Source organism: Aquirufa sp. (assembly GCF_964796385.1).
Genome location: NZ_CBAUBA010000003.1, coordinates 41006 through 59524 on the forward strand (window position 1 = coordinate 41006; position 18519 = coordinate 59524).

Here is an 18519-nt window from a genome sequence, read left to right on the forward strand (position 1 = left end):
ATTCAATTAACGGCTTAAATATAAATTTCGTTCCCCATACACTTTACGGAAGAAATCATCCTTTAAATCATCGATGAAGTAAATTGCCTCACCCGTCGATTTCATCTCAGGTCCTAGTTCCATATTTACATTTGGAAATTTACTGAACGAAAATACAGGAATTTTGATTGCAAAGCCTTTCTTCACTGGCTTAAAGTTGAAATCTTTCACTTTTTTATCACCCAACATTACCTTCGTAGCATAATTCACATAAGGCTCTTGATAAGCCTTACATATAAATGGCACCGTACGCGAGGCGCGTGGATTCGCTTCGATGATGTATACCACCTCATCTTTCACTGCAAACTGAATATTCAACAAGCCTTTCGTCTTCAACGCGACCGCAATTTTGCGCGTGTGATCTTCAATCTGCTTCATCACATGTTCAGATAAATCAAATGGAGGCAAGACCGAATGCGAGTCTCCCGAGTGAATACCCGCTGGCTCAATATGCTCCATCATACCAATGATGTACACATCTTCCCCATCACAAATCGCATCCGCTTCCGCCTCAATCGCATTCTCCAAAAAGTGATCCAACAAGATTTTATTCCCCGGAATATCCCGTAAAATATCCACTACATGTTGTTCCAATTCTTGCTCGTTGATGACAATCTTCATCGACTGCCCACCCAAAACATACGAAGGACGAACTAATAAAGGATAACCCAATTGGCGACCTAAAGCCACCGCATTATCCGCATCCTCACATACCCCAAATTTTGGATATGGAATCCCCAAGTCTTTCAATAAACTTGAGAATGCTCCGCGATCCTCCGCTAAATCCAAGGCTTCATACGAAGTACCTAAAATCTTTATGCCATATTTGGAAAGTTTCTCTGCTAATTTCAAGGCCGTTTGACCTCCCAATTGTACGATAACTCCCTCAGGTTTTTCATGTTGAATAATGTCATACACGTGCTCCCAGAAAACGGGCTCAAAGTATAATTTATCCGCAATGTCAAAGTCGGTGGACACCGTCTCTGGATTCGAATTAATCATAATCGTCTCATAACCAGCCTCTTTGGCAGCAAGTACCCCATGGACGCAGGAGTAATCAAATTCAATTCCTTGTCCGATGCGGTTAGGTCCAGAACCTAATACCACGACTTTCTTCTTTTTTGATACTTGGGACTCATTGTCCAATACATCGGTTCCTACTTGACCGAAAGTCGAATAGTAATACGGAGTCTTCGCCTCAAACTCGGCTGCACAGGTATCTACACATTTGTAAATACGCTTGATTCCCATCGCATTCCGTTTATCATACACTTCAGACTCCAAACAACGAAGTGTATGGGCAATTTGGCGATCTGCAAAACCTTTGTGTTTCGCTTCTTCCAATAATTCTTTGGGAATATTTGAAAGGGTATATTTTTCTACCTCGCGCTCTAGGCGAACTAAATCTTCAATCTGATTCAAAAACCATTTGTCGATTTTGGTGGCTTGTTGGATCGTCTTAAACGAAATCCCCAACTTAAACGCATCGTAAATATGGAACAATCGGTTCCAAGATGGATTTGCCAATGAGTGCATGATCGCATCTTGGTCACGCAATTCCTTGCCATCCGCTCCCATTCCATTACGCTTGATCTCTAAGGATTGACACGCCTTTTGTAGCGCCTCTTGGAAGTTGCGACCTATGCCCATGGTTTCACCCACCGACTTCATTTGCAAACCTAGCGTGCGATCTGCACCTTTGAATTTATCGAAATTCCAGCGAGGTACTTTCACAATTACATAGTCCAAAGCGGGCTCAAAATAAGCTGACGTTGTTCCCGTAATCGCATTAGTTAACTCATCTAAATTATATCCAATCGCCATTTTGGCAGCAATCTTCGCAATCGGGTAACCCGTTGCTTTCGAAGCTAATGCCGACGACCGCGAAACGCGTGGATTAACCTCAATCGCGATAATCTCATCTGTTTCTGGGTTCAAAGAAAACTGTACATTACATCCACCCGAGAATTGACCAATGGCATTCATCATCTTAATAGCCATGTCACGCATCCGCTGGTAAATCGTATCCGGCAACGTCATCGCAGGAGCTACCGTGATTGAATCTCCCGTATGAATACCCATCGGATCGAAGTTTTCAATCGAACAAATAATAATTACGTTTCCTAAATTATCTCGTAAAAGCTCTAATTCATATTCCTTCCAACCCATGATGGATTGCTCTACCAACACCTCGTGGGTTGGCGAAGCATGCAAACCTTTATTCAGGGCCGCATCAAAATCCTTAGCCTCATGGACAAAACCACCCCCTGTTCCACCTAAGGTAAACGAAGGACGAATAACTAAAGGAAAACCAGTTTCCTGTGCAATTTCTTTTCCTTCCAGAAATGAACGAGCCGTACGACCCTTACAAACCCCCACCCCAATTTCGATCATCTTCAACCGGAATTTCTCGCGATCTTCTGTTGTTTCAATCGCCGCAATATCCACCCCAATTATACGCACACCATATTTTTCCCAAATCCCAGCTGCATCACAATCAATGGCTAAGTTCAATGCCGTTTGGCCTCCCATCGTAGGCAAAACCGCATCGATTTTATGATTTTCTAAGATGTGAATGATCGAGGCTTTCTCTAAAGGCTTTAAATACACATGATCCGCATTCATCGGATCCGTCATGATAGTAGCAGGATTTGAGTTAATCAAGATTACTTCAATGCCTTCTTCCCGTAAGGAGCGTGCGGCTTGAGAACCAGCATAATCAAATTCACAGGCTTGACCAATCACAATAGGACCAGAACCAATAATGAGGACAGATTTAATCGACGAATCTTTAGGCACAGGGTGTATTAATTTTAAGGGTAATGAAAGGTTGTTTTTGACCACATAAGGACTAGGCTCAAAAATTGTACAAAATTAGGGCTTTACCCCCGAAAAGGGAAGTGTTTTTGAAAATAAAATTAAGAGCCTTCGTTCCAACAAAAAATCCCTTATTTTTGACAATTAAAACCTAAAATCGTGCTAAAAATTTTAGTAGCCTTTGATGAAAATCGGGTAATTGGTAAGAATAATGCGTTGATTTGGCATTTGCCAGCTGACCTAAAACGTTTCAAGGCATTGACCACCGGTCATGTCATCATCATGGGTCGCAAAACCTTTGAATCCATCGGGAAACCATTACCCAATCGCACGACCATTGTGATCAGTCGGCAAACCAACATGCAAATCGAAGGCGTAATCCTAGCTCATTCCGTAGAAGAAGCGATTTTAAAAGCAAAATCACTCACGCGGGAAGACATATTTATTGTAGGAGGTGCTGAAATTTATACCTTAAGTTTGCCTTTGGTAGATCAAGTTTTAGTTACGCAATTGCACGATATTTTTGAAGGCGATGCTTTTTTCCCTGAAATTTCCTCAGAAATGTGGGACCTTACAGAACAAGAGCGGGGAATCACCGACGATAAGAATACTTATCAATTTAGTTACGTTACCTACACGCGCAAATAATGCATCAAATCTTACTCAGCGAATCGCCTCTTTCCATCGACGCTAGCTACCAGTATTTACAGGATTCGGAAGCAGGTGGTATTTGCTTATTTGTAGGAACCATTCGCACTAAAAATCAAAATAAGGATGTTAAAAATTTGACCATGGAAGCGTACAATGGCATGGCCAAAAAACAAATGGAACGCATCGCCACGGAGGCTGCTGAAAAGTGGCCCATTCGCAAAATTACGGTCTCGCACCGAACGGGTAAATTGGAAATTGGCGACATCGCGGTGATCATCGGCGTTTGCTCCATCCACCGCGCAGAGGCTTTTAGGGCGTGCGAATGGCTGATTGATACCTTGAAAAAAGAAGTTCCTATTTGGAAGAATGAATTTTACACCGACGGCTCTGCTTGGCTTGTGCCCCATCCTTGATCGACCATCAAGTTGCAGCCGCGAATTTCCGAATTATCAAATCGGCCTAAAACTTTAAAGCGAATACCATCTTCCTCCAACGAACCTAAATCGCGGGTTTCAATAAATGGACAGGAATCTATGTTGGCCAAATCAATAATTTGAATTCCCCCTACCCGACCAGCTTGTGTAACTTTCGCAAACGGATCGGTCACCTCACGTAATTGCACGCGCATCGAAACGCCAGGCGTAAAAATTCCATCGGATGCCGCATATGCCTGCGAAAATAATTCCGTCATGCCGTACTCGGACGCGATATTTGATAACCCTGTAGCTGATTTCAAAAATTCATGGACACGATCGCGAATCCACTCTTCCCTTCGGCCTTTCATCCCTCCCGTTTCCATAAGTACGATCCGCCCTTGTGCAACCGCATCTTGCCAAAAAGCAAAATCTTGACCCGAATCAATCCAGTCCAATAAGCCAAAAGTCACGCCCATCACCCAAATTTTCCGCTCCGTTAGTAACGCGGTCTTAATTTGGCTAACTAATTCCTCGTATTGATTCAGAAAAAATCCGGCAATTGGTGAGCCTGATTCTTTGATGAAATAATCCATCATAAAAACCAAGGAAGAGGTACTCCGTTCTAAGTAGGAGGGCAATAAAGCAAATATATGGTAGTCTATTAGTGGACCATATTGTTGTTCAAAAATGCGTTTGGACTGCAGCTGGTAAAAACCAGGGTCGCAAACTGGATGTTTCGATGAAATTTGTCCTGTCGTACCGGAGCTTTCAAAGTCAAATAAAACGGGCGCATTCCCAGTCTGCACGCGGTGATTTTTGAATAATTCAATGGGTAGAAAAGGGATTTTAGCGAGTGTATTCACCGCCATTGTGTCAATTTGAAGCAATTCGATGTACTGGCGGTACAAAGGGTTGTGCGTCCAGGTGAATTGAAACATATCTAAGGCAATCGCTTCGAAATCCGAATTTTGCATATTCAGAACTTTTTTTTTCAGTTCTGAACGCCGTGATTCCCAAACGTATGACTCGGTAGGCATTGCTTTTTTTGAATATGTAAACAAAATTAAACCAAATCATTAACTTTACGAACTATGTTTCAGATGGCCCGCATTTTATACTGGTTCTTTAGCTTTGTGATCTTTAGCTCTTGTTTACGAGAGCCTGAATGGTCGTCAACTCCCGTCATTAAATTTGAGAAGATCGAAAAAATCACGAAGGTTACTAATGATGGTTTTGGAGGAAAAACGAAATTGGATTCAGTGATCATGTTCATTCGTTTTCAAGATGGCGATGGGGACCTCGGCGTTACCCAAGCAGAAGTAGTTGCCAGTCCAGCCAAATATAAAGATTTTAGAAATTTTGAGGTAGCTGTAATGCATAAGAAAAATGGCAAGTTCGACCTAATAACCTTTACGCCGCCATTGGGTGGACTCATGAATTTCAATTTCAATCCTGATCGAAAAACGGGCGCTATTGAAGGAAGTATTTCCTATTCCACCCAATTCGTCTATGCTTTTTACAAAGGCTATTCTCCTCGATTTACCCCGAATAACGATACCCTAAAGTTTCAAATATTCATTCGCGATAACGCCAAAAACGTAAGTAATACGGTAGAAACAGACCCCATTGTGATTTTTCAAAATTAACTTCATCAAACACATGAAAATTAACGCCTACCTCATTGGGTTACTATTCCTATGTAGCCTAACACTTCAAGCCCAAAAAGAAATCACACTCGCGGACATTTGGAAAAATGGAACGTTCCAACAAAAAAGCATTCAGAACCTAAATTGGGCCGAGGATGGCCAGTCCTATTTGGAATTAAAAGGAGGTAAAATCTTAAAAACTAATATCCAAGATCCTACGAAATCAGAGGTACTCTTCGATGAAAAAGTGGTCAAAACGGCAACTGGGGAGGCTATTCGTGTGCAAAAATTCAGTTTATCGGCAGATGAGAAAAAGATTCTTATTGGAACTGCCTCAGAACCAATTTATCGGAGAAGTTCAACGGAAATAAATTATGTGTTTGATCGTGCTTCACAAAGCTTAAAATTATTGGTTAATGGAGGAAAGCAAATGCATGCAAGCTTTTCGCCAGACGGGAAAAAGGTTGGTTTCGTTCGTGAAAATAATCTGTATTGTGTGGACTTAGCTACAGGAACTGAAAAGGCCGTAACGACAACAGGTAAAATAAATGCACTTATCCATGGCGTTTGCGATTGGGTATATGAAGAGGAATTTTCTTTCTCGAAAGCATTTGCGTGGTCGCCTGATAGTAAAAAGATTGCTTTTTACACCTTTGATGAAACGCAGGTCCCCGTGTATAACATGCAAATGTGGGGCGATTTGTATCCGAAAGATTACCGTTACAAATATCCAAAAGCGGGCGAAGCAAATTCGATTGTTAGTTTATCTATCGCAAACATTGAAAATAATGTTACCCAAAAAGTGGCTGTTGGGCCCATTAAAGACCAATACATTCCACGCATGAAGTGGACAAAAAGCTCCGATGTTTTGGCATTCATTCGCTTAAATCGCTTGCAAAATCACATGGAATTAATTCACCATCAACTTAGTCAGGCGAAAGAGACCATTATTTATGAAGAAAAATCAGATACTTCGATCGAGATAGAATCCATTGGAAATGACATTACGTACTTGAGTGATCAGAAAAATTTCATTTTTACTTCCGAAAAAAGTGGTTTTAAACATATTTACTTGCAAGAAATTGCGTCGGGAAAACAGCAGGCCATTACACAAGGTAATTGGGAGGTAGATGATTTTTATGGGTTTGACGAAAAGACAAAAACGCTTTATTTTAATTCAACAGAGCGGACGCCTATTGGGCGTGATGTATATCAAATTCAGCTTAATGGATCTGGGAAAAAATTAATTGCAGGCACTTCGGGTACGAATACAGCTACCTTTAGTCCAGACTTTTCTTATTATATATTGACACAAAGTTCGGCTAAAAGTCCATCAAAAATCACGCTGCATAATACCAAATCTGGGTTAATGCGTGTGCTAGAAGACAATGCTACCTTGGCCAGCCAAATTACTGAATATGGAATTTCGCCCCGGGAATTTTTTGAAATCCCGTTGGCAAACGGTGATCATCTGAACGGGTATGTGATTAAGCCTTCGAACTTTGATCCGAATAAAAAATATCCCGTTTTAATGCATGTGTATGGAGGACCGGGGAGTCAGCAGGTATTGGATACGTTTCCGGGTGCCGATTTCTATTGGTATCAAATGCTTTTGAAAAAAGGGTATTTAATTTATTGCGTTGATAATCGCGGGACGGGCGCACGCGGCGTTGCTTTTAAAAAAATCACCTATCAGAACTTGGGTAAAATTGAAGTAGAGGATCAAATTTTTGCGGCTAAGTATTTGGGGGGATTGCCTTATGTAGATGCTTCGCGGATAGGTATTTGGGGTTGGAGTTATGGCGGATTCATGTCGGCCAACTGCCTGATGCAGGGTTCCTCGGTATTCAAGGCGGCCATTTCGGTGGCACCTGTAACAAATTGGCGTTTTTATGATTCGATTTATACGGAGCGGTACCAGCGTACACCGCAGGAAAATCCGCGTGGGTATGATGATAATTCACCGGTGAATCACGTAGATAAGTTGAAAGGGAATTTATTACTTGTCCATGGCACTGGAGATGACAATGTCCATTTTCAAAATTCGGTTGCACTTGAAGATGCGTTGATACATGCAAACAAGCAATTTCAAAGCTTCTATTATCCAAACCGAAATCATGGGATTTATGGTGGAAATACCCGCTTACATTTGTATCAAATGATGACTAACTTTTTAGAGAAGAATTTATAGTCGGCTCAGACGATTGTACATCTCAGCATTCAACCGGTAATTTAACATGCGCTGATCCTTTTCGTCTGTTTGAACATCGAGTACTTCCTTTCCTGGATAGATGAGGCTCAAAGCTTTGGTGAAATTATTGAAAAGGGTGGCTCGAAATTGCCGTTGTGATTCCGGAGAGCTTTTATGTTTACCAAAAAACGCGATAATCTGGTGTCCGGTTACATAGCCTTGTCGGTAATTTAAGAGCATAAAATCCATGAATTGTCTTTCATTATCTCCTAGTAAGACCGCTAATTGGTGTTTTTTGCGACGTTTACGAAGCGCTGAAATGGTGGACAACGTAATGATAAAAATCAAAAACCCGGCAAAAATTAATCCTACTTTAGAGAATTCACTCGCCCATGTATCTTGCGTGATAACTCCTAGGTAATCACTCTCTGCCAACAATTGGGATACCGCTATTTTAGAATAACCTGCAACGCGGTATGGATAGGCAGTAGGGGCATTGGTAAAAACTAACGTATCGCCAACCAAGTGCGTAAGTTTCTCTAGACTCTCATCGGAATGGCCATCACTGATGTGAATGCGCTCCGGATTACGCCATCGGTAAGCTTTATAACTATCCTGTGTATCAATGATGAGGACCGAATCGAAATTATTCGTTTGTTGGACTAAATCAACCATTACAAAATAACGCCCATTAAAGTGATAATTTTTAGAAATGTCTTTAGCAAAATAATCCTTAAACGTGGGCATTTTGACAGTACCTACCGTGACAAATTCTTTTTTATCGAAATTATATTCATAAATATTCCAATCGTAAATAAATTTTGTATTTAACTCCGTATCATTGGTCTTAATGTTAGCGAACGTGATGAAGCGATCTTTTTTCGCAGAATATCCAGAAGGACTGAAGGTAATTGCTTTGGGAATATCGCCATTTGCTTGAACGCTTAACCATTCTCTTCCTTTAAAACTAAATTCGGCAATCACATTGGTCGACTGCCAAAAACCGTAGCCCCCAAACGTATATAGCTTCCCATTTCGCAGAAATTGATAGGACTTACAGTTTGAACCACGAAAAAATGTTCGGTCGATCCGTTTAATTTCCCAAGTAGATTTATCTACAATATATACTTGACCTGTGCAATGTATCGTTAAATAAACCTGGTTTTTCGAATTGGGAACTTGGGATTCTGTCACGCCACGATCGGTGGATAAGAAATCTCCTGGAATAACATCAACATATTTTGCTTTGGCTACAAACTGCCAATTAACCCCATCATTGCACCGAGAAAATTGTTGTGTCGCATAGTCCAAACGAAAAAATTGCGATGAGTTTTGTTCGCGCCATTTTAAAAATTGACCCCTAGCAGACAGGCTACAGAAGCAAACAAATAAAAACACATAAAGCCGAATACGATTCAAATTTTAAAGTTTAGATTTCAAAAATGCACTTTTTTAAACTAAAATTTAAAAAAATCTTAGCGATTGGTCAAAAAATTATACCAAATTTTTGAACAAAAATGGCTATTTTTGGAACTTGTAAAATTCCGATAGATTTATGAAGTTACACCGCGAAGGAAAATCACTATTAATTAGTTCATTGCTTATTGTCTTAGTAATTAATGGGCTGGTTGCTTATTTCTTCCCTGAAAATGTGTACCTGCGCGAGTCAATCGTGGTTATTACATCGCTATTTTATTTAATCATTCTTCAGTTTTTTCGTGTGCCTGCGCGTCATACAGAAATCAACCCAAATCACATTATTGCCCCAGCAGATGGGAAAGTTGTCGTGATAGAAGAAGTAGAGGAACCTGAATATTTCAAGGGAAAACGCAAGCAAGTTTCAATTTTCATGTCACCTATTAACGTACATGTTAATTTTAATCCTATTTCAGGTATTGTTTCGTATTTCAAATACCATCCAGGTAAATATTTAGTGGCTTGGCATCCAAAATCAAGTACGGAAAACGAACGTACCACTTGCGTAGTCAAACACGAAAATGGCACTGAAATTTTATTCCGTCAAATCGCAGGAGCGCTAGCCAAGCGTATCTGTTGGTACGTCAAAGAAGGTGACGCTGTAACGCAAGGACAAGAATTTGGGTTTATTAAGTTTGGTAGTCGGATCGATATTTACCTCCCTTTAGACGCAGAAATCTGTGTTAACATTGGCGATAAGCCAGTTGGCAGTGAAACGGTTATCGCCAAACTTCGCTAATCAATCCCACTATTTTCTCGAGGCCTTTTTGGTCCACCTCTGAAAAGTCATTCAACTTATCTGAGTCAACGTCCAATACCATGATAACCTCGCCTGCCTGATTTTTGACGGGCAAAACGATCTCTGATTTGGATGCGGATGCACAGGCGATATGCCCTGGAAAGGCATCTACGTCAGGAACGATGATAGTTTCTGCCGTTGTGTATGCGTGGCCGCAAACACCTTTATGAAATGGGATTCGCGTACAGGCAACAGGACCTTGAAAGGGACCAAGGACAAGTTCGCCGTTTTTTACGAGATAAAAACCGACCCAAAAGAAACCAAAAACTTCCTTTAGTGCGGCGACGATATTAGCCAAATTAGCGGTCTGATCGGACTCACTTTGAACTAAACTGGCAATTTGGGGGAATAAAACGGCATATTTCTCTGTCCGACTACCTGTGGGAATATGTAAATCTTCCGCCATGTTAAAAATGTCTACTGATGTATGATTCGTTTGCAGGGCAAAGCCACGCACTTCGATAAGCGGTTATTTGCTCTGTTAAAGGTCTTAATATAATGTCTGTTGGGCTGATATTTCCCGCCTCAACGTGAGATTTTATCTGACTGATAGGGATTAGTTCTAAGATTTCTCCCCGAATAACCGCTAAATCCCGGTTGAAAAAATCAATAGTTAGGTTGGCCGCCAGCTCTTTAAACCAGCGCGTCGAAGCATCGATCGAGCAGCCGGAAGCTTGATTCACCGACTCATTGACAGCGACTACAACAACTTGATTAAACCGAATTTCAAAGGATGCTTGCAACGGAGCGCCGTGTGCTTCCCAACTTTGCGTTCCATTTTCCAATGTTTGGCTGATTTGCTGAGCTTCGCTGGGTGTAAAGGGACGATTTGCTTGATAGATCCATACACGTGCATGGTCCGGCATTTGTTCAAAGGGTATATACATAATTATTGAATGCTTTGTTGGACGAGTTCAGCTAAATCCACCAACTGGATTTCGTGGTCTTTGCCGGTCTTATTTAGTCCGTCTTGCAACATGACCATACAAAAAGGGCATGCCAAAGCTACTTTTTTTACCCCAGATTCGATAATTTCTTCTGTCCGTTTTACCTGAACATCTTGTCCGCCTGGCTCTGGTTCTTTGAAAACTTGGGCACCGCCGGCACCGCAGCAGAGGCCTTTGGTCCGACAGCTTTTAAGTTCCTTTAAGTCCTTGTTCAGGCTGGCAATAATTTGGCGAGGGGCTTCGACAATTCCATTTCCGCGACTGAGGTAACATGAATCATGGTAGGCAATCGTCTCCGCATGTTCATTGACTTGAATTTTTCCAGATGCCAAAAGCTCAGCTAATAATTGGCTATGGTGAATTACATCGTACGTACCGCCTAAACTAGGGTATTCATTTTTCAGTGTATTGAAACAATGGGGGCATGAAGTCACGATCTTTTTTACGGCATACATATTGAGTACCTCAATATTTTGCATGGCCTGCATTTGAAACAGAAATTCGTTTCCGGCTCTGCGCGCGGGGTCACCGGTGCATGATTCTTCAGTCCCAAGTACCGCAAAACTTAGTTCGGCTTTGGTCAAAATTTCACACATGGCCCGTGTTACTTTTTTGTGGCGGTCATCAAAAGAACCTGCACAACCTACCCAAAAAAGGTATTCTGGACTTTCGCCCCGAGCGGCCCATTCAGCCATTGTCGTTATTTGAAGTTCCATTATTTTTTCTTTTGTAATGCACGCATTTGCTCCACGGTTAATCGGCTTCCATCATCGCTCCATCCAGGGGGGCCAAAAAGATACCCAAATACTTGCTTGATGCTTTTGGCATGCACGAGGTCCTTGCCGATTTGCACCCACTCATAGAAGGCAATCTTCGCCGGATTATAGCTTTCAATCTGTTTGGTCAAACCATAATTTGGACGTGCTTCCTCAGCTTTAAATGATCCAAAAATACGATCCCAAATAATCAAAACACCGGCATAATTCGTATCTAAATAGTCTAAATCCGTTCCATGATGCACGCGGTGATGCGAGGGGGTATTGAAGAATTGTTCAAACCAATTTGGCATTTTTTGAATAAACTCCGTATGAATCCAATATTGGTATAGCAGGCTGGTTTGTTGGAAAAAGAACACGATAAACGGATGCACACCCACCAGCGGAAGCCAGGCCCAAAATATAAATCCGCCGGTTATACTACCTGTCCATGTTTGGCGCAGTGCTGCCGCTAAATTGTATTTAGGGGACGAATGGTGTACCATGTGCGAAGCCCAGTAAAAGCGAATTTCATGTGAAATGCGGTGTACCCAATAATAGGTAAAATCCTCTCCTAAAAAGGCGAAAACCCATACAGGCCACCAGTTAAATTGAAAATCTGCTATGCGCCAATGTTCATACACGTAGAAATAAGTGACAAATGCGAGGCCTTTGGTTATGGTACCAACAGCCAAATTTCCGAGTCCTAATCCGATGGAAGTCAGAGAGTCTTTGGCCTCAATAAAATCCCGATGCTGCTTATAGGCAACCCAAGATTCAAACAAAACCGTGATAAGAAAAAACGGTACGGCGTATAGAATTAATTGCGGTGTCATAGTTGCTTGATGAAATCTACGGATGCTTTTATGGGCAAATCAACCCGCTTCCCCAGAATATCTGAGGTAATTACGTGGTAACCAGAAAGCGGAAATGCGTGTTCTTTTTTGATTTTGCTCCCTAATTTAGGGAACATGTCACGCATGGCTTGTACCGAAACAACATCATCTTGATGGGCCTCATCTTGGTAATAGTAGGCTAAATATACCGGCACTTTCACTTGCGCAAAAACCTCATCCGTCATTTCATGCGTCAAGAAATTTTGGATCGCAACGATACCTTCCAGGCGGTAATGCAAACTCCAAAAACTCGTATGGCCCGAACTCACAGAAGGAATATCACGGAAGTCGCTGCGCATCACGGCACGGGCAAGTTGTAAACCCCAAGGATTGTCAACCAGCGGTGCAGTGGGATCTTTGATCGCAATACATGGCCCGTAGAGTATGAGTGCCTTAATTTCAGGATGACGGGTGGCCAAAACTAGGGACATCGCTCCTCCGAATGACGTTCCTAAAACGACTACTTCATCACCTAATTTTTTTGCAATGGCATAATAATTTTCGACACTTTGGTAGAATTTATCAGCTGTGGCTTTGGCCATTGTGGAGTCGGTTGGGAATTCCCCATGATCTTCCACGCGGGCAAGCACTAGATTTGCCCCAAAAGCTTTCGCCACTTCTTTATGTAAGGGGTTCCCTTCCATGGGCGACGCCGAAAATCCGTGAACATAAAGGAAAACCTTTTTCGTTTTTTGTGGATTTGCCGAGTCTGCCCAAATAATTTGTCCCTGATTATCCGGCTTCAAATTACGATTTGTGGCTTCTTTGGCGTGTAGGTAGTTGGCGATTTCACGTGGTTCATTGGGTATGTCGGTCCAACTAGGCCCTTTGATTTCTGGGGCCTTTGGATGTGGTCCAAGGAAGTATAAGGCGGTTAGGCCAACGAGTACTAGTAGTAATTTTTTCATGATTTAGCCCAATTTAGTCGGTCGCTTGGATTGAATTTCCAAGGGGCCTGATTCGTTTCTATGTTGGCAAACATCGAATTCCAAGCCCCTGGTGCATCAGATTGCTCCATAATTTGAAAGCGGCGTAATTCGAGGATGATGTCTAGTGGGGAGAGTTGGATCGGGCAGGCTTCCACGCAGGCTTGGCAGGTAGTGCAGGCACGCAATTCTTCAGCAGTAATGTAGTTTCCAAGAAGTACGTTTGTGGATTGTGGATCTTTTTGGAGTTCTTCTAGTCTGTCACGCGTATCCATCATAATTTTACGTGGAGACAGTGAACGCCCGGTTTGATTTGCAGGGCATTGTTCGGTACAGCGGCCACATTCGGTACAACTGTAGGCATCGAGTGCATTTTTCCAGGTGAGATCTTTGATGTCTTGTGCCCCAAATTTCAAATCAGGGTTACTGGCTTCTCCGGGTTTACCCAACATGATATTCACCTCGTTCGTCACATGTGGCATGGCATCCATTTGGCTAATTGAGTCAATTTTGGAATAATACACCGCCGGGAAAGCGAAGAAAATATGTAGGTGCTTTGAATAGGTTACGTAGAGCGCAAAAAGTAGGATACCAATGATATGAATCCACCAGGCTGTTTGCTCAATGAGGTGAAGATTTTCTTGTGGCAACCAAGGCTTCATGTGTTTTGAAATGATGAATGATTGCCCTGGATCTGCTGCGTTCATGACATAAAGCGCTGACATGAGCACTAGTTCAATGATCAAAATAAGCATGGCATCTTTGATGGGAAATCCATTCAATTCGCGATGACTTGCTGCGCGTAGGCGCTTTACTTGATGACTTAAGCGACGGGCTATAAAAACGACACAAGCCACCACCACCCCGCCAGCGAGGATTTCAAAAAAATTAATAAGAATGGGGTAAAAATTTCCGAGAAATGGAGCGAAAATTCGATGTGTTCCGAGTAGTCCATCGACGATAATTTCAAAAATTTCGATATTAATTAGGACAAATCCGAGGTAAATTATCAAGTGCATAATGCCAACAAAAGGCTTCTCAAACATCTTTTTTTGCCCGAATGCAAGCAATAGGACCCGTTTCCAGCGCTCACTTGCATTCGTAACAATCACGGGTTTTGCGAGATGAATGGTTTTTGCTATTTGTCCAAAACGCCGAGCTATGAGATAGCCCATGATTAAAAGTAAGGCGATGAAGCTAATTTGATTCATGTTGATGAGTTTGGCGGTAAACGCTGCCGGGGTCGTAGACCCCGGCAGCGTTACCAAAATCCGTTCCGAAACTAGCGCAAATTTGCGAGAGAAAAAAATCAAGAAGGTGATAATTTTTATCAATTTAAATCGATAGGTGCAATTATTAAAGCTGCAATTTTGAGATAAAAAAAAGATGAAAAATTTTATAGATCCACTAATTGAAAAATGTGTATTTCATGTTTATACTCGTGGAATTGACAGAAAGCCAATATTTCTAACAGACAAGCATTATAGATCTTTCCTACGCAAATATGAACGCATGGTAAGTCCTTACGTGGATACATATGCATTTTGTCTATTAGGTAACCATTTTCACTTTTTAATTCGGATAAAATCAAACCAAGAAATTGATAAACTGATCGATCTAAAAATGCTCCCTATCCGAAAAGTTCCAGTAGGCCTTTTCATCAGTAGAAAAATAGGCAATTTACTAAACTCACATGCTCAAATGTTTAACATAGCAACTAGTAGAACTGGTGGTTTATTTGAATCTCCCTTCAGGCGAAAACCGGTTGACTCAAGTCAATACCTTACTCATTTGATCAAATACATACATTTAAATCCTATTACCCACGAGATTCATGGAAACTATGAATTTTATCCTTACTCTTCCTATCGAGAATATTTCAAATTCAAATCAAGAATCATTGATAAAAATGAGGGATTATTTTGGTTTGGGAATCTAGAAGTTTTTGAAAAATTCCACGAAACGGCAACATCGGAGCAAAAAATATCCAAGTTATTGATAGACTAATTCTGTCTTAAAAACGTTTCCGGAGTAACGCTGCCGGGGTCTACGACCCCGGCAGCGTTTACCGTAATTCTTTTTTTAGAAAGCGGCCTGTTTCACTGCCCTTCAACTTAGCAATTTGCTCGGGAGTCCCCGACCCTATTAATTGACCACCCGCATTTCCACCCTCGGGACCCATATCAATGACATAATCTGATACCTTAACCACATCTAAATTATGCTCGATGATCAATACCGTATTTCCTTTGTCCACCAACTTCTGTAACACATCTAACAATAATTTAACATCCTGAAAATGCAAACCCGTCGTAGGCTCATCCAATACATACAAAGTCTTGCCCGTATCTTTCTTAGATAATTCCTCGGCTAGTTTGACACGCTGCGCCTCCCCACCTGACAACGTAGTGGCATGTTGGCCCAAGGTAATATACCCCAAACCAACTTCAGACAAAGTCTGTACCCTCCGATGAATCCGCGGCTGATTTTCAAAAAATTCCAGCGCCTGCTCCACCGTCATGTCCAACACATCCGATATGGATTTTCCCTTAAATCGAACTTCCAACGTCTCCCGATTAAATCGCTTCCCCTTGCACGTCTCACATTCCACCAGCACATCAGGCAAAAACTCCATCTCAATCTTCTTGCGACCCGCCCCCTCACAACTCTCGCATCGGCCACCTTTTACATTAAAACTAAATCTACCCGCCTTATAACCCCGAATTTTCGACTCCGGTAATTCACAATACAAGGCCCGAATATCCGTATACATATTGGTGTAAGTCGCCGGATTTGACCGCGGCGTACGACCGATGGGCGACTGGTCAACTTCAATAATTTTATCAATATGTTCCAGACCCGTCATCGACTTAAACGGCATCGCATCCCGTTTTGTCCGATCAAAATGCTGCTTTAATTTCAACACCAACGTGTCATGAATCAAGGTTGATTTACCTGAACCAGAAACCCCCGTCACCGAAATAAATTTCCCCAAAGGCAACGATATCGAAACATTTTTCAAGTTGTTCCCCGTCGCACCATTCAGCTCAATGTGATGGCCATTTCCAGGCCGACGAGCCTTCGGAACTTCAATGGATAACTCTCCATTTAAAAACTGGGCCGTAGGCGTACCTAATTTGATGAAATCTGCCGGTTTTCCGAACCCCACCACATGACCGCCATGTCGGCCAGCACCCGGACCAATATCCAGAATATAGTCTGACTCCAGCATCATATCCTTATCATGCTCCACCACTAAAACAGAATTTCCCAAATCACGTAAATCCTTCAAGGCCTGAATCAACTTTTCATTGTCCCGCTGATGCAACCCGATTGAAGGCTCATCCATGATATACAAAACACCGACCAATTGAGTACCGATTTGAGTGGCTAAACGAATCCGCTGCGACTCGCCTCCCGACAAAGTCTTCATAGGTCGATCAAGCGTCAAATAGGTCAACCCAATTTGCGTCAAAAACCCAACGCGCTTACGAATCTCCTTCAATACCTCCGAACCAATCTGCCGCTGACGATCAGAAATGCGCAACTCAAGCCCCTCCAACCATTGCTCTAATTCAAGCACATCCATTTGGGCCAACTCCCCAATATGCTTTCCATCAATCTTAAAATGCAAAGCCTCCTTTTTCAAGCGATAGCCTCCACAATCTGGACACGTTTTTATAACTAAAAAATCCTTTAACCAATCCTGCGTCTTTTCCGATCCACTCTCCTGCTGACGCTTTAAGAAATTGATAATTCCATCATATTTGGTACTCCACTCCGTCCCCACATATTTTTTCGAAGGAACCGGAACTGGCTCATCCGTCCCATACAACATCATTTCCACCGCCTCTAAAGGGAATTTTTCAATGGGTGTAGATAAACCCACTTGAAAAGGCTTTAACAATACTTCTAATTGCTTAAAAATCCATAACTCGCGATACTCGCCTATCGGCGCAATAGCCCCACGAACAATACTCAATTTGCGATCAGGAATCACCGAATCCTCTGTAATTTCCTCAATTACCCCCAAGCCATTGCAGCATGGACAAGCACCATACGGGCTATTGAACGAAAATGTATTGGGGGCAGGCTCATCATATGACAAACCCGTTTCAGGATCCATTAATGTCTGTGAAAAATAATGCACATGTAAAGCCCCGTCTAGTACATAAACCTGACCTTTCCCCACCAGCATCGCCGTCTGTAAACTTTGCGATAAACGCACCCGCTCATCGTCTGTAACGACCAAGCGATCGATCACCACCTCAATATCATGTACTTTAAATCGATCCAATTGCATCTTAGGCTCAATGTCGAGAATCTCTCCATCCACCCGCACTTTGGTATATCCCCACTTCGCAATCTGCACAAAAAGCTCGCGGTAATGGCCCTTACGTCCCTTTATTACTGGCGCTAATAAAACAATCTTAGATCCGTCAAACTGCGAAGTCAGGGTGGCAATGATTTGGTCAACAGATTGTTTGACCATTTTTTGGCCACTCAAATACGAAAATGCCTCCGAACCACGCGCAAACAACAAGCGCAAAAAGTCGTAAATCTCCGTTGTCGTACCTACAGTCGACCGTGGATTTTTAGACGTAGTTTTTTGTTCAATTGAAATTACAGGTGAAAGCCCCTCAATCTTGTCCACATCAGGACGCTCCATGTTTCCCAAAAAGGACCGGGCATAGGCCGAAAAACTTTCCATATACCGGCGCTGTCCCTCTGCGTAAATGGTATCAAATGCCAACGAAGATTTTCCGGAACCTGAGATTCCCGTCACAACCACTAGCTGGTTACGCGGAATAGATACATCAATATTCTTCAAATTGTGCTCACGCGCACCCAATACCTCAATATGTGAAAAACCCGTTAAATCCATGCCTTCTCCTAAAATTCAATCCACAAAAGTACAAAAAAAGAGGCTGCCCTTTTCGGGGCAGCCTCAAGAAAATAT

General features: G+C 42.1%; 16 protein-coding genes. 6 read left to right on the top strand and 10 right to left on the bottom strand.

The genetic code is table 11. The features are described 5' to 3' along the window. Nucleotides 1-6: 6 nt before the first annotated feature. Entirely contained in the window at nt 7-2838 is a 2832-nt protein-coding gene (gene carB / locus AC1W6K_RS01810; protein ID WP_481946223.1) for a carbamoyl-phosphate synthase large subunit, read from the bottom strand. 177 nt (nt 2839-3015) lie between these two features. Here carB and AC1W6K_RS01815 point away from each other — a divergent pair, with 177 nt between their 5' ends. Further along, a complete protein-coding gene (locus AC1W6K_RS01815) occupies nt 3016-3504 on the top strand; it encodes a dihydrofolate reductase (protein ID WP_481946224.1) in 489 nt (162 codons plus the stop codon). Next, entirely contained in the window at nt 3504-3920 is a 417-nt protein-coding gene (locus AC1W6K_RS01820) for a molybdenum cofactor biosynthesis protein MoaE (protein ID WP_481720877.1), read from the top strand. The genes AC1W6K_RS01815 and AC1W6K_RS01820 overlap by 1 nt, the downstream gene beginning before the upstream one ends. Here the strand turns inward: AC1W6K_RS01820 and AC1W6K_RS01825 are convergent. Then, nucleotides 3881-4897: a long-chain-fatty-acid--protein ligase gene (locus tag AC1W6K_RS01825; RefSeq protein ID WP_481946225.1), complete on the bottom strand. Its 1017-nt coding sequence runs from the start codon at nt 4895-4897 to the stop codon at nt 3881-3883. The two genes, AC1W6K_RS01820 and AC1W6K_RS01825, sit on opposite strands and share 40 nt — an antisense overlap. A 117-nt stretch (nt 4898-5014) precedes the next feature. On the opposite strand from AC1W6K_RS01825, the gene AC1W6K_RS01830 reads away from it, so the two are divergent. Together AC1W6K_RS01830 and AC1W6K_RS01835 are read left to right on the top strand one after the other, a co-directional pair. Next, on the top strand, nt 5015-5569 hold the full coding sequence (locus tag AC1W6K_RS01830) for a hypothetical protein (protein WP_481720881.1): 555 nt from the start codon (nt 5015-5017) through the stop codon (nt 5567-5569). A gap of 13 nt (nt 5570-5582) precedes the next feature. Beyond that, nucleotides 5583-7760: a S9 family peptidase gene (locus tag AC1W6K_RS01835; RefSeq protein ID WP_481946226.1), complete on the top strand. Its 2178-nt coding sequence runs from the start codon at nt 5583-5585 to the stop codon at nt 7758-7760. Here the strand turns inward: AC1W6K_RS01835 and AC1W6K_RS01840 are convergent. Beyond that, complete coding sequence (locus tag AC1W6K_RS01840) at nt 7755-9071, bottom strand: hypothetical protein (RefSeq protein ID WP_481946227.1); 1317 nt, start codon at nt 9069-9071, stop codon at nt 7755-7757. The two genes, AC1W6K_RS01835 and AC1W6K_RS01840, sit on opposite strands and share 6 nt — an antisense overlap. Before the next feature lie 244 nt (nt 9072-9315). Here AC1W6K_RS01840 and AC1W6K_RS01845 point away from each other — a divergent pair, with 244 nt between their 5' ends. After that, on the top strand, nt 9316-9975 hold the full coding sequence (locus AC1W6K_RS01845; RefSeq protein WP_481946228.1) for a phosphatidylserine decarboxylase family protein: 660 nt from the start codon (nt 9316-9318) through the stop codon (nt 9973-9975). Here AC1W6K_RS01845 and AC1W6K_RS01850 read toward each other — a convergent pair. Genes AC1W6K_RS01850 through AC1W6K_RS01875 form a run of 6 tightly spaced genes read right to left on the bottom strand, consistent with a single transcriptional unit; the run spans nt 9956 to nt 14770 of the window. Further along, on the bottom strand, nt 9956-10441 hold the full coding sequence (locus AC1W6K_RS01850; RefSeq protein WP_481946229.1) for a GAF domain-containing protein: 486 nt from the start codon (nt 10439-10441) through the stop codon (nt 9956-9958). The two genes, AC1W6K_RS01845 and AC1W6K_RS01850, sit on opposite strands and share 20 nt — an antisense overlap. A gap of 1 nt (nt 10442) precedes the next feature. Further along, nucleotides 10443-10922 (bottom strand): hypothetical protein, encoded by a 480-nt coding sequence (locus AC1W6K_RS01855; RefSeq protein WP_481946230.1) that lies wholly within the window; start codon nt 10920-10922, stop codon nt 10443-10445. A 2-nt stretch (nt 10923-10924) separates the two neighbouring features. Next, nucleotides 10925-11698 (bottom strand): (Fe-S)-binding protein, encoded by a 774-nt coding sequence (locus AC1W6K_RS01860; RefSeq protein WP_481946231.1) that lies wholly within the window; start codon nt 11696-11698, stop codon nt 10925-10927. Next, on the bottom strand, nt 11698-12573 hold the full coding sequence (locus AC1W6K_RS01865; RefSeq protein ID WP_481720893.1) for a sterol desaturase family protein: 876 nt from the start codon (nt 12571-12573) through the stop codon (nt 11698-11700). Before AC1W6K_RS01865 ends, AC1W6K_RS01860 begins: the two co-directional genes overlap by 1 nt. Beyond that, nucleotides 12570-13541 (bottom strand): alpha/beta hydrolase, encoded by a 972-nt coding sequence (locus AC1W6K_RS01870; RefSeq protein WP_481946232.1) that lies wholly within the window; start codon nt 13539-13541, stop codon nt 12570-12572. Before AC1W6K_RS01870 ends, AC1W6K_RS01865 begins: the two co-directional genes overlap by 4 nt. Then, nucleotides 13538-14770: a 4Fe-4S dicluster domain-containing protein gene (locus AC1W6K_RS01875; RefSeq protein ID WP_481946233.1), complete on the bottom strand. Its 1233-nt coding sequence runs from the start codon at nt 14768-14770 to the stop codon at nt 13538-13540. Before AC1W6K_RS01875 ends, AC1W6K_RS01870 begins: the two co-directional genes overlap by 4 nt. Nucleotides 14771-14945: 175 nt before the next feature. On the opposite strand from AC1W6K_RS01875, the gene AC1W6K_RS01880 reads away from it, so the two are divergent. After that, a complete protein-coding gene (locus AC1W6K_RS01880) occupies nt 14946-15566 on the top strand; it encodes a transposase (protein WP_481720899.1) in 621 nt (206 codons plus the stop codon). Between the two features lie 58 nt (nt 15567-15624). On the opposite strand, the gene uvrA is transcribed toward AC1W6K_RS01880, so the two are convergent. Continuing rightward, nucleotides 15625-18444 carry an excinuclease ABC subunit UvrA gene (gene uvrA, locus AC1W6K_RS01885; protein WP_481946234.1) on the bottom strand — a complete coding sequence of 940 codons (2820 nt, stop codon included), beginning with the start codon at nt 18442-18444 and terminating at the stop codon, nt 15625-15627. Nucleotides 18445-18519: the final 75 nt, after the last annotated feature.

Excerpts from the sequence above, each read along its gene's own strand:
- AC1W6K_RS01820 (WP_481720877.1), top strand. The coding sequence starts at position 3,504 with ATGCATCAAATCTTACTCAGCGAATCGCCTCTTTCCATCGACGCTAGC.
- AC1W6K_RS01825 (WP_481946225.1), bottom strand. The coding sequence starts at position 4,897 with ATGCAAAATTCGGATTTCGAAGCGATTGCCTTAGATATGTTTCAATTC.
- AC1W6K_RS01830 (WP_481720881.1), top strand. The coding sequence starts at position 5,015 with ATGTTTCAGATGGCCCGCATTTTATACTGGTTCTTTAGCTTTGTGATC.
- AC1W6K_RS01835 (WP_481946226.1), top strand. The coding sequence starts at position 5,583 with ATGAAAATTAACGCCTACCTCATTGGGTTACTATTCCTATGTAGCCTA.
- AC1W6K_RS01845 (WP_481946228.1), top strand. The coding sequence starts at position 9,316 with ATGAAGTTACACCGCGAAGGAAAATCACTATTAATTAGTTCATTGCTT.
- AC1W6K_RS01850 (WP_481946229.1), bottom strand. The coding sequence starts at position 10,441 with ATGGCGGAAGATTTACATATTCCCACAGGTAGTCGGACAGAGAAATAT.
- AC1W6K_RS01855 (WP_481946230.1), bottom strand. The coding sequence starts at position 10,922 with ATGTATATACCCTTTGAACAAATGCCGGACCATGCACGTGTATGGATC.
- AC1W6K_RS01860 (WP_481946231.1), bottom strand. The coding sequence starts at position 11,698 with ATGGAACTTCAAATAACGACAATGGCTGAATGGGCCGCTCGGGGCGAA.
- AC1W6K_RS01865 (WP_481720893.1), bottom strand. The coding sequence starts at position 12,573 with ATGACACCGCAATTAATTCTATACGCCGTACCGTTTTTTCTTATCACG.
- AC1W6K_RS01870 (WP_481946232.1), bottom strand. The coding sequence starts at position 13,541 with ATGAAAAAATTACTACTAGTACTCGTTGGCCTAACCGCCTTATACTTC.
- AC1W6K_RS01875 (WP_481946233.1), bottom strand. The coding sequence starts at position 14,770 with ATGAATCAAATTAGCTTCATCGCCTTACTTTTAATCATGGGCTATCTC.
- AC1W6K_RS01880 (WP_481720899.1), top strand. The coding sequence starts at position 14,946 with ATGAAAAATTTTATAGATCCACTAATTGAAAAATGTGTATTTCATGTT.
- uvrA (WP_481946234.1), bottom strand. The coding sequence starts at position 18,444 with ATGGATTTAACGGGTTTTTCACATATTGAGGTATTGGGTGCGCGTGAG.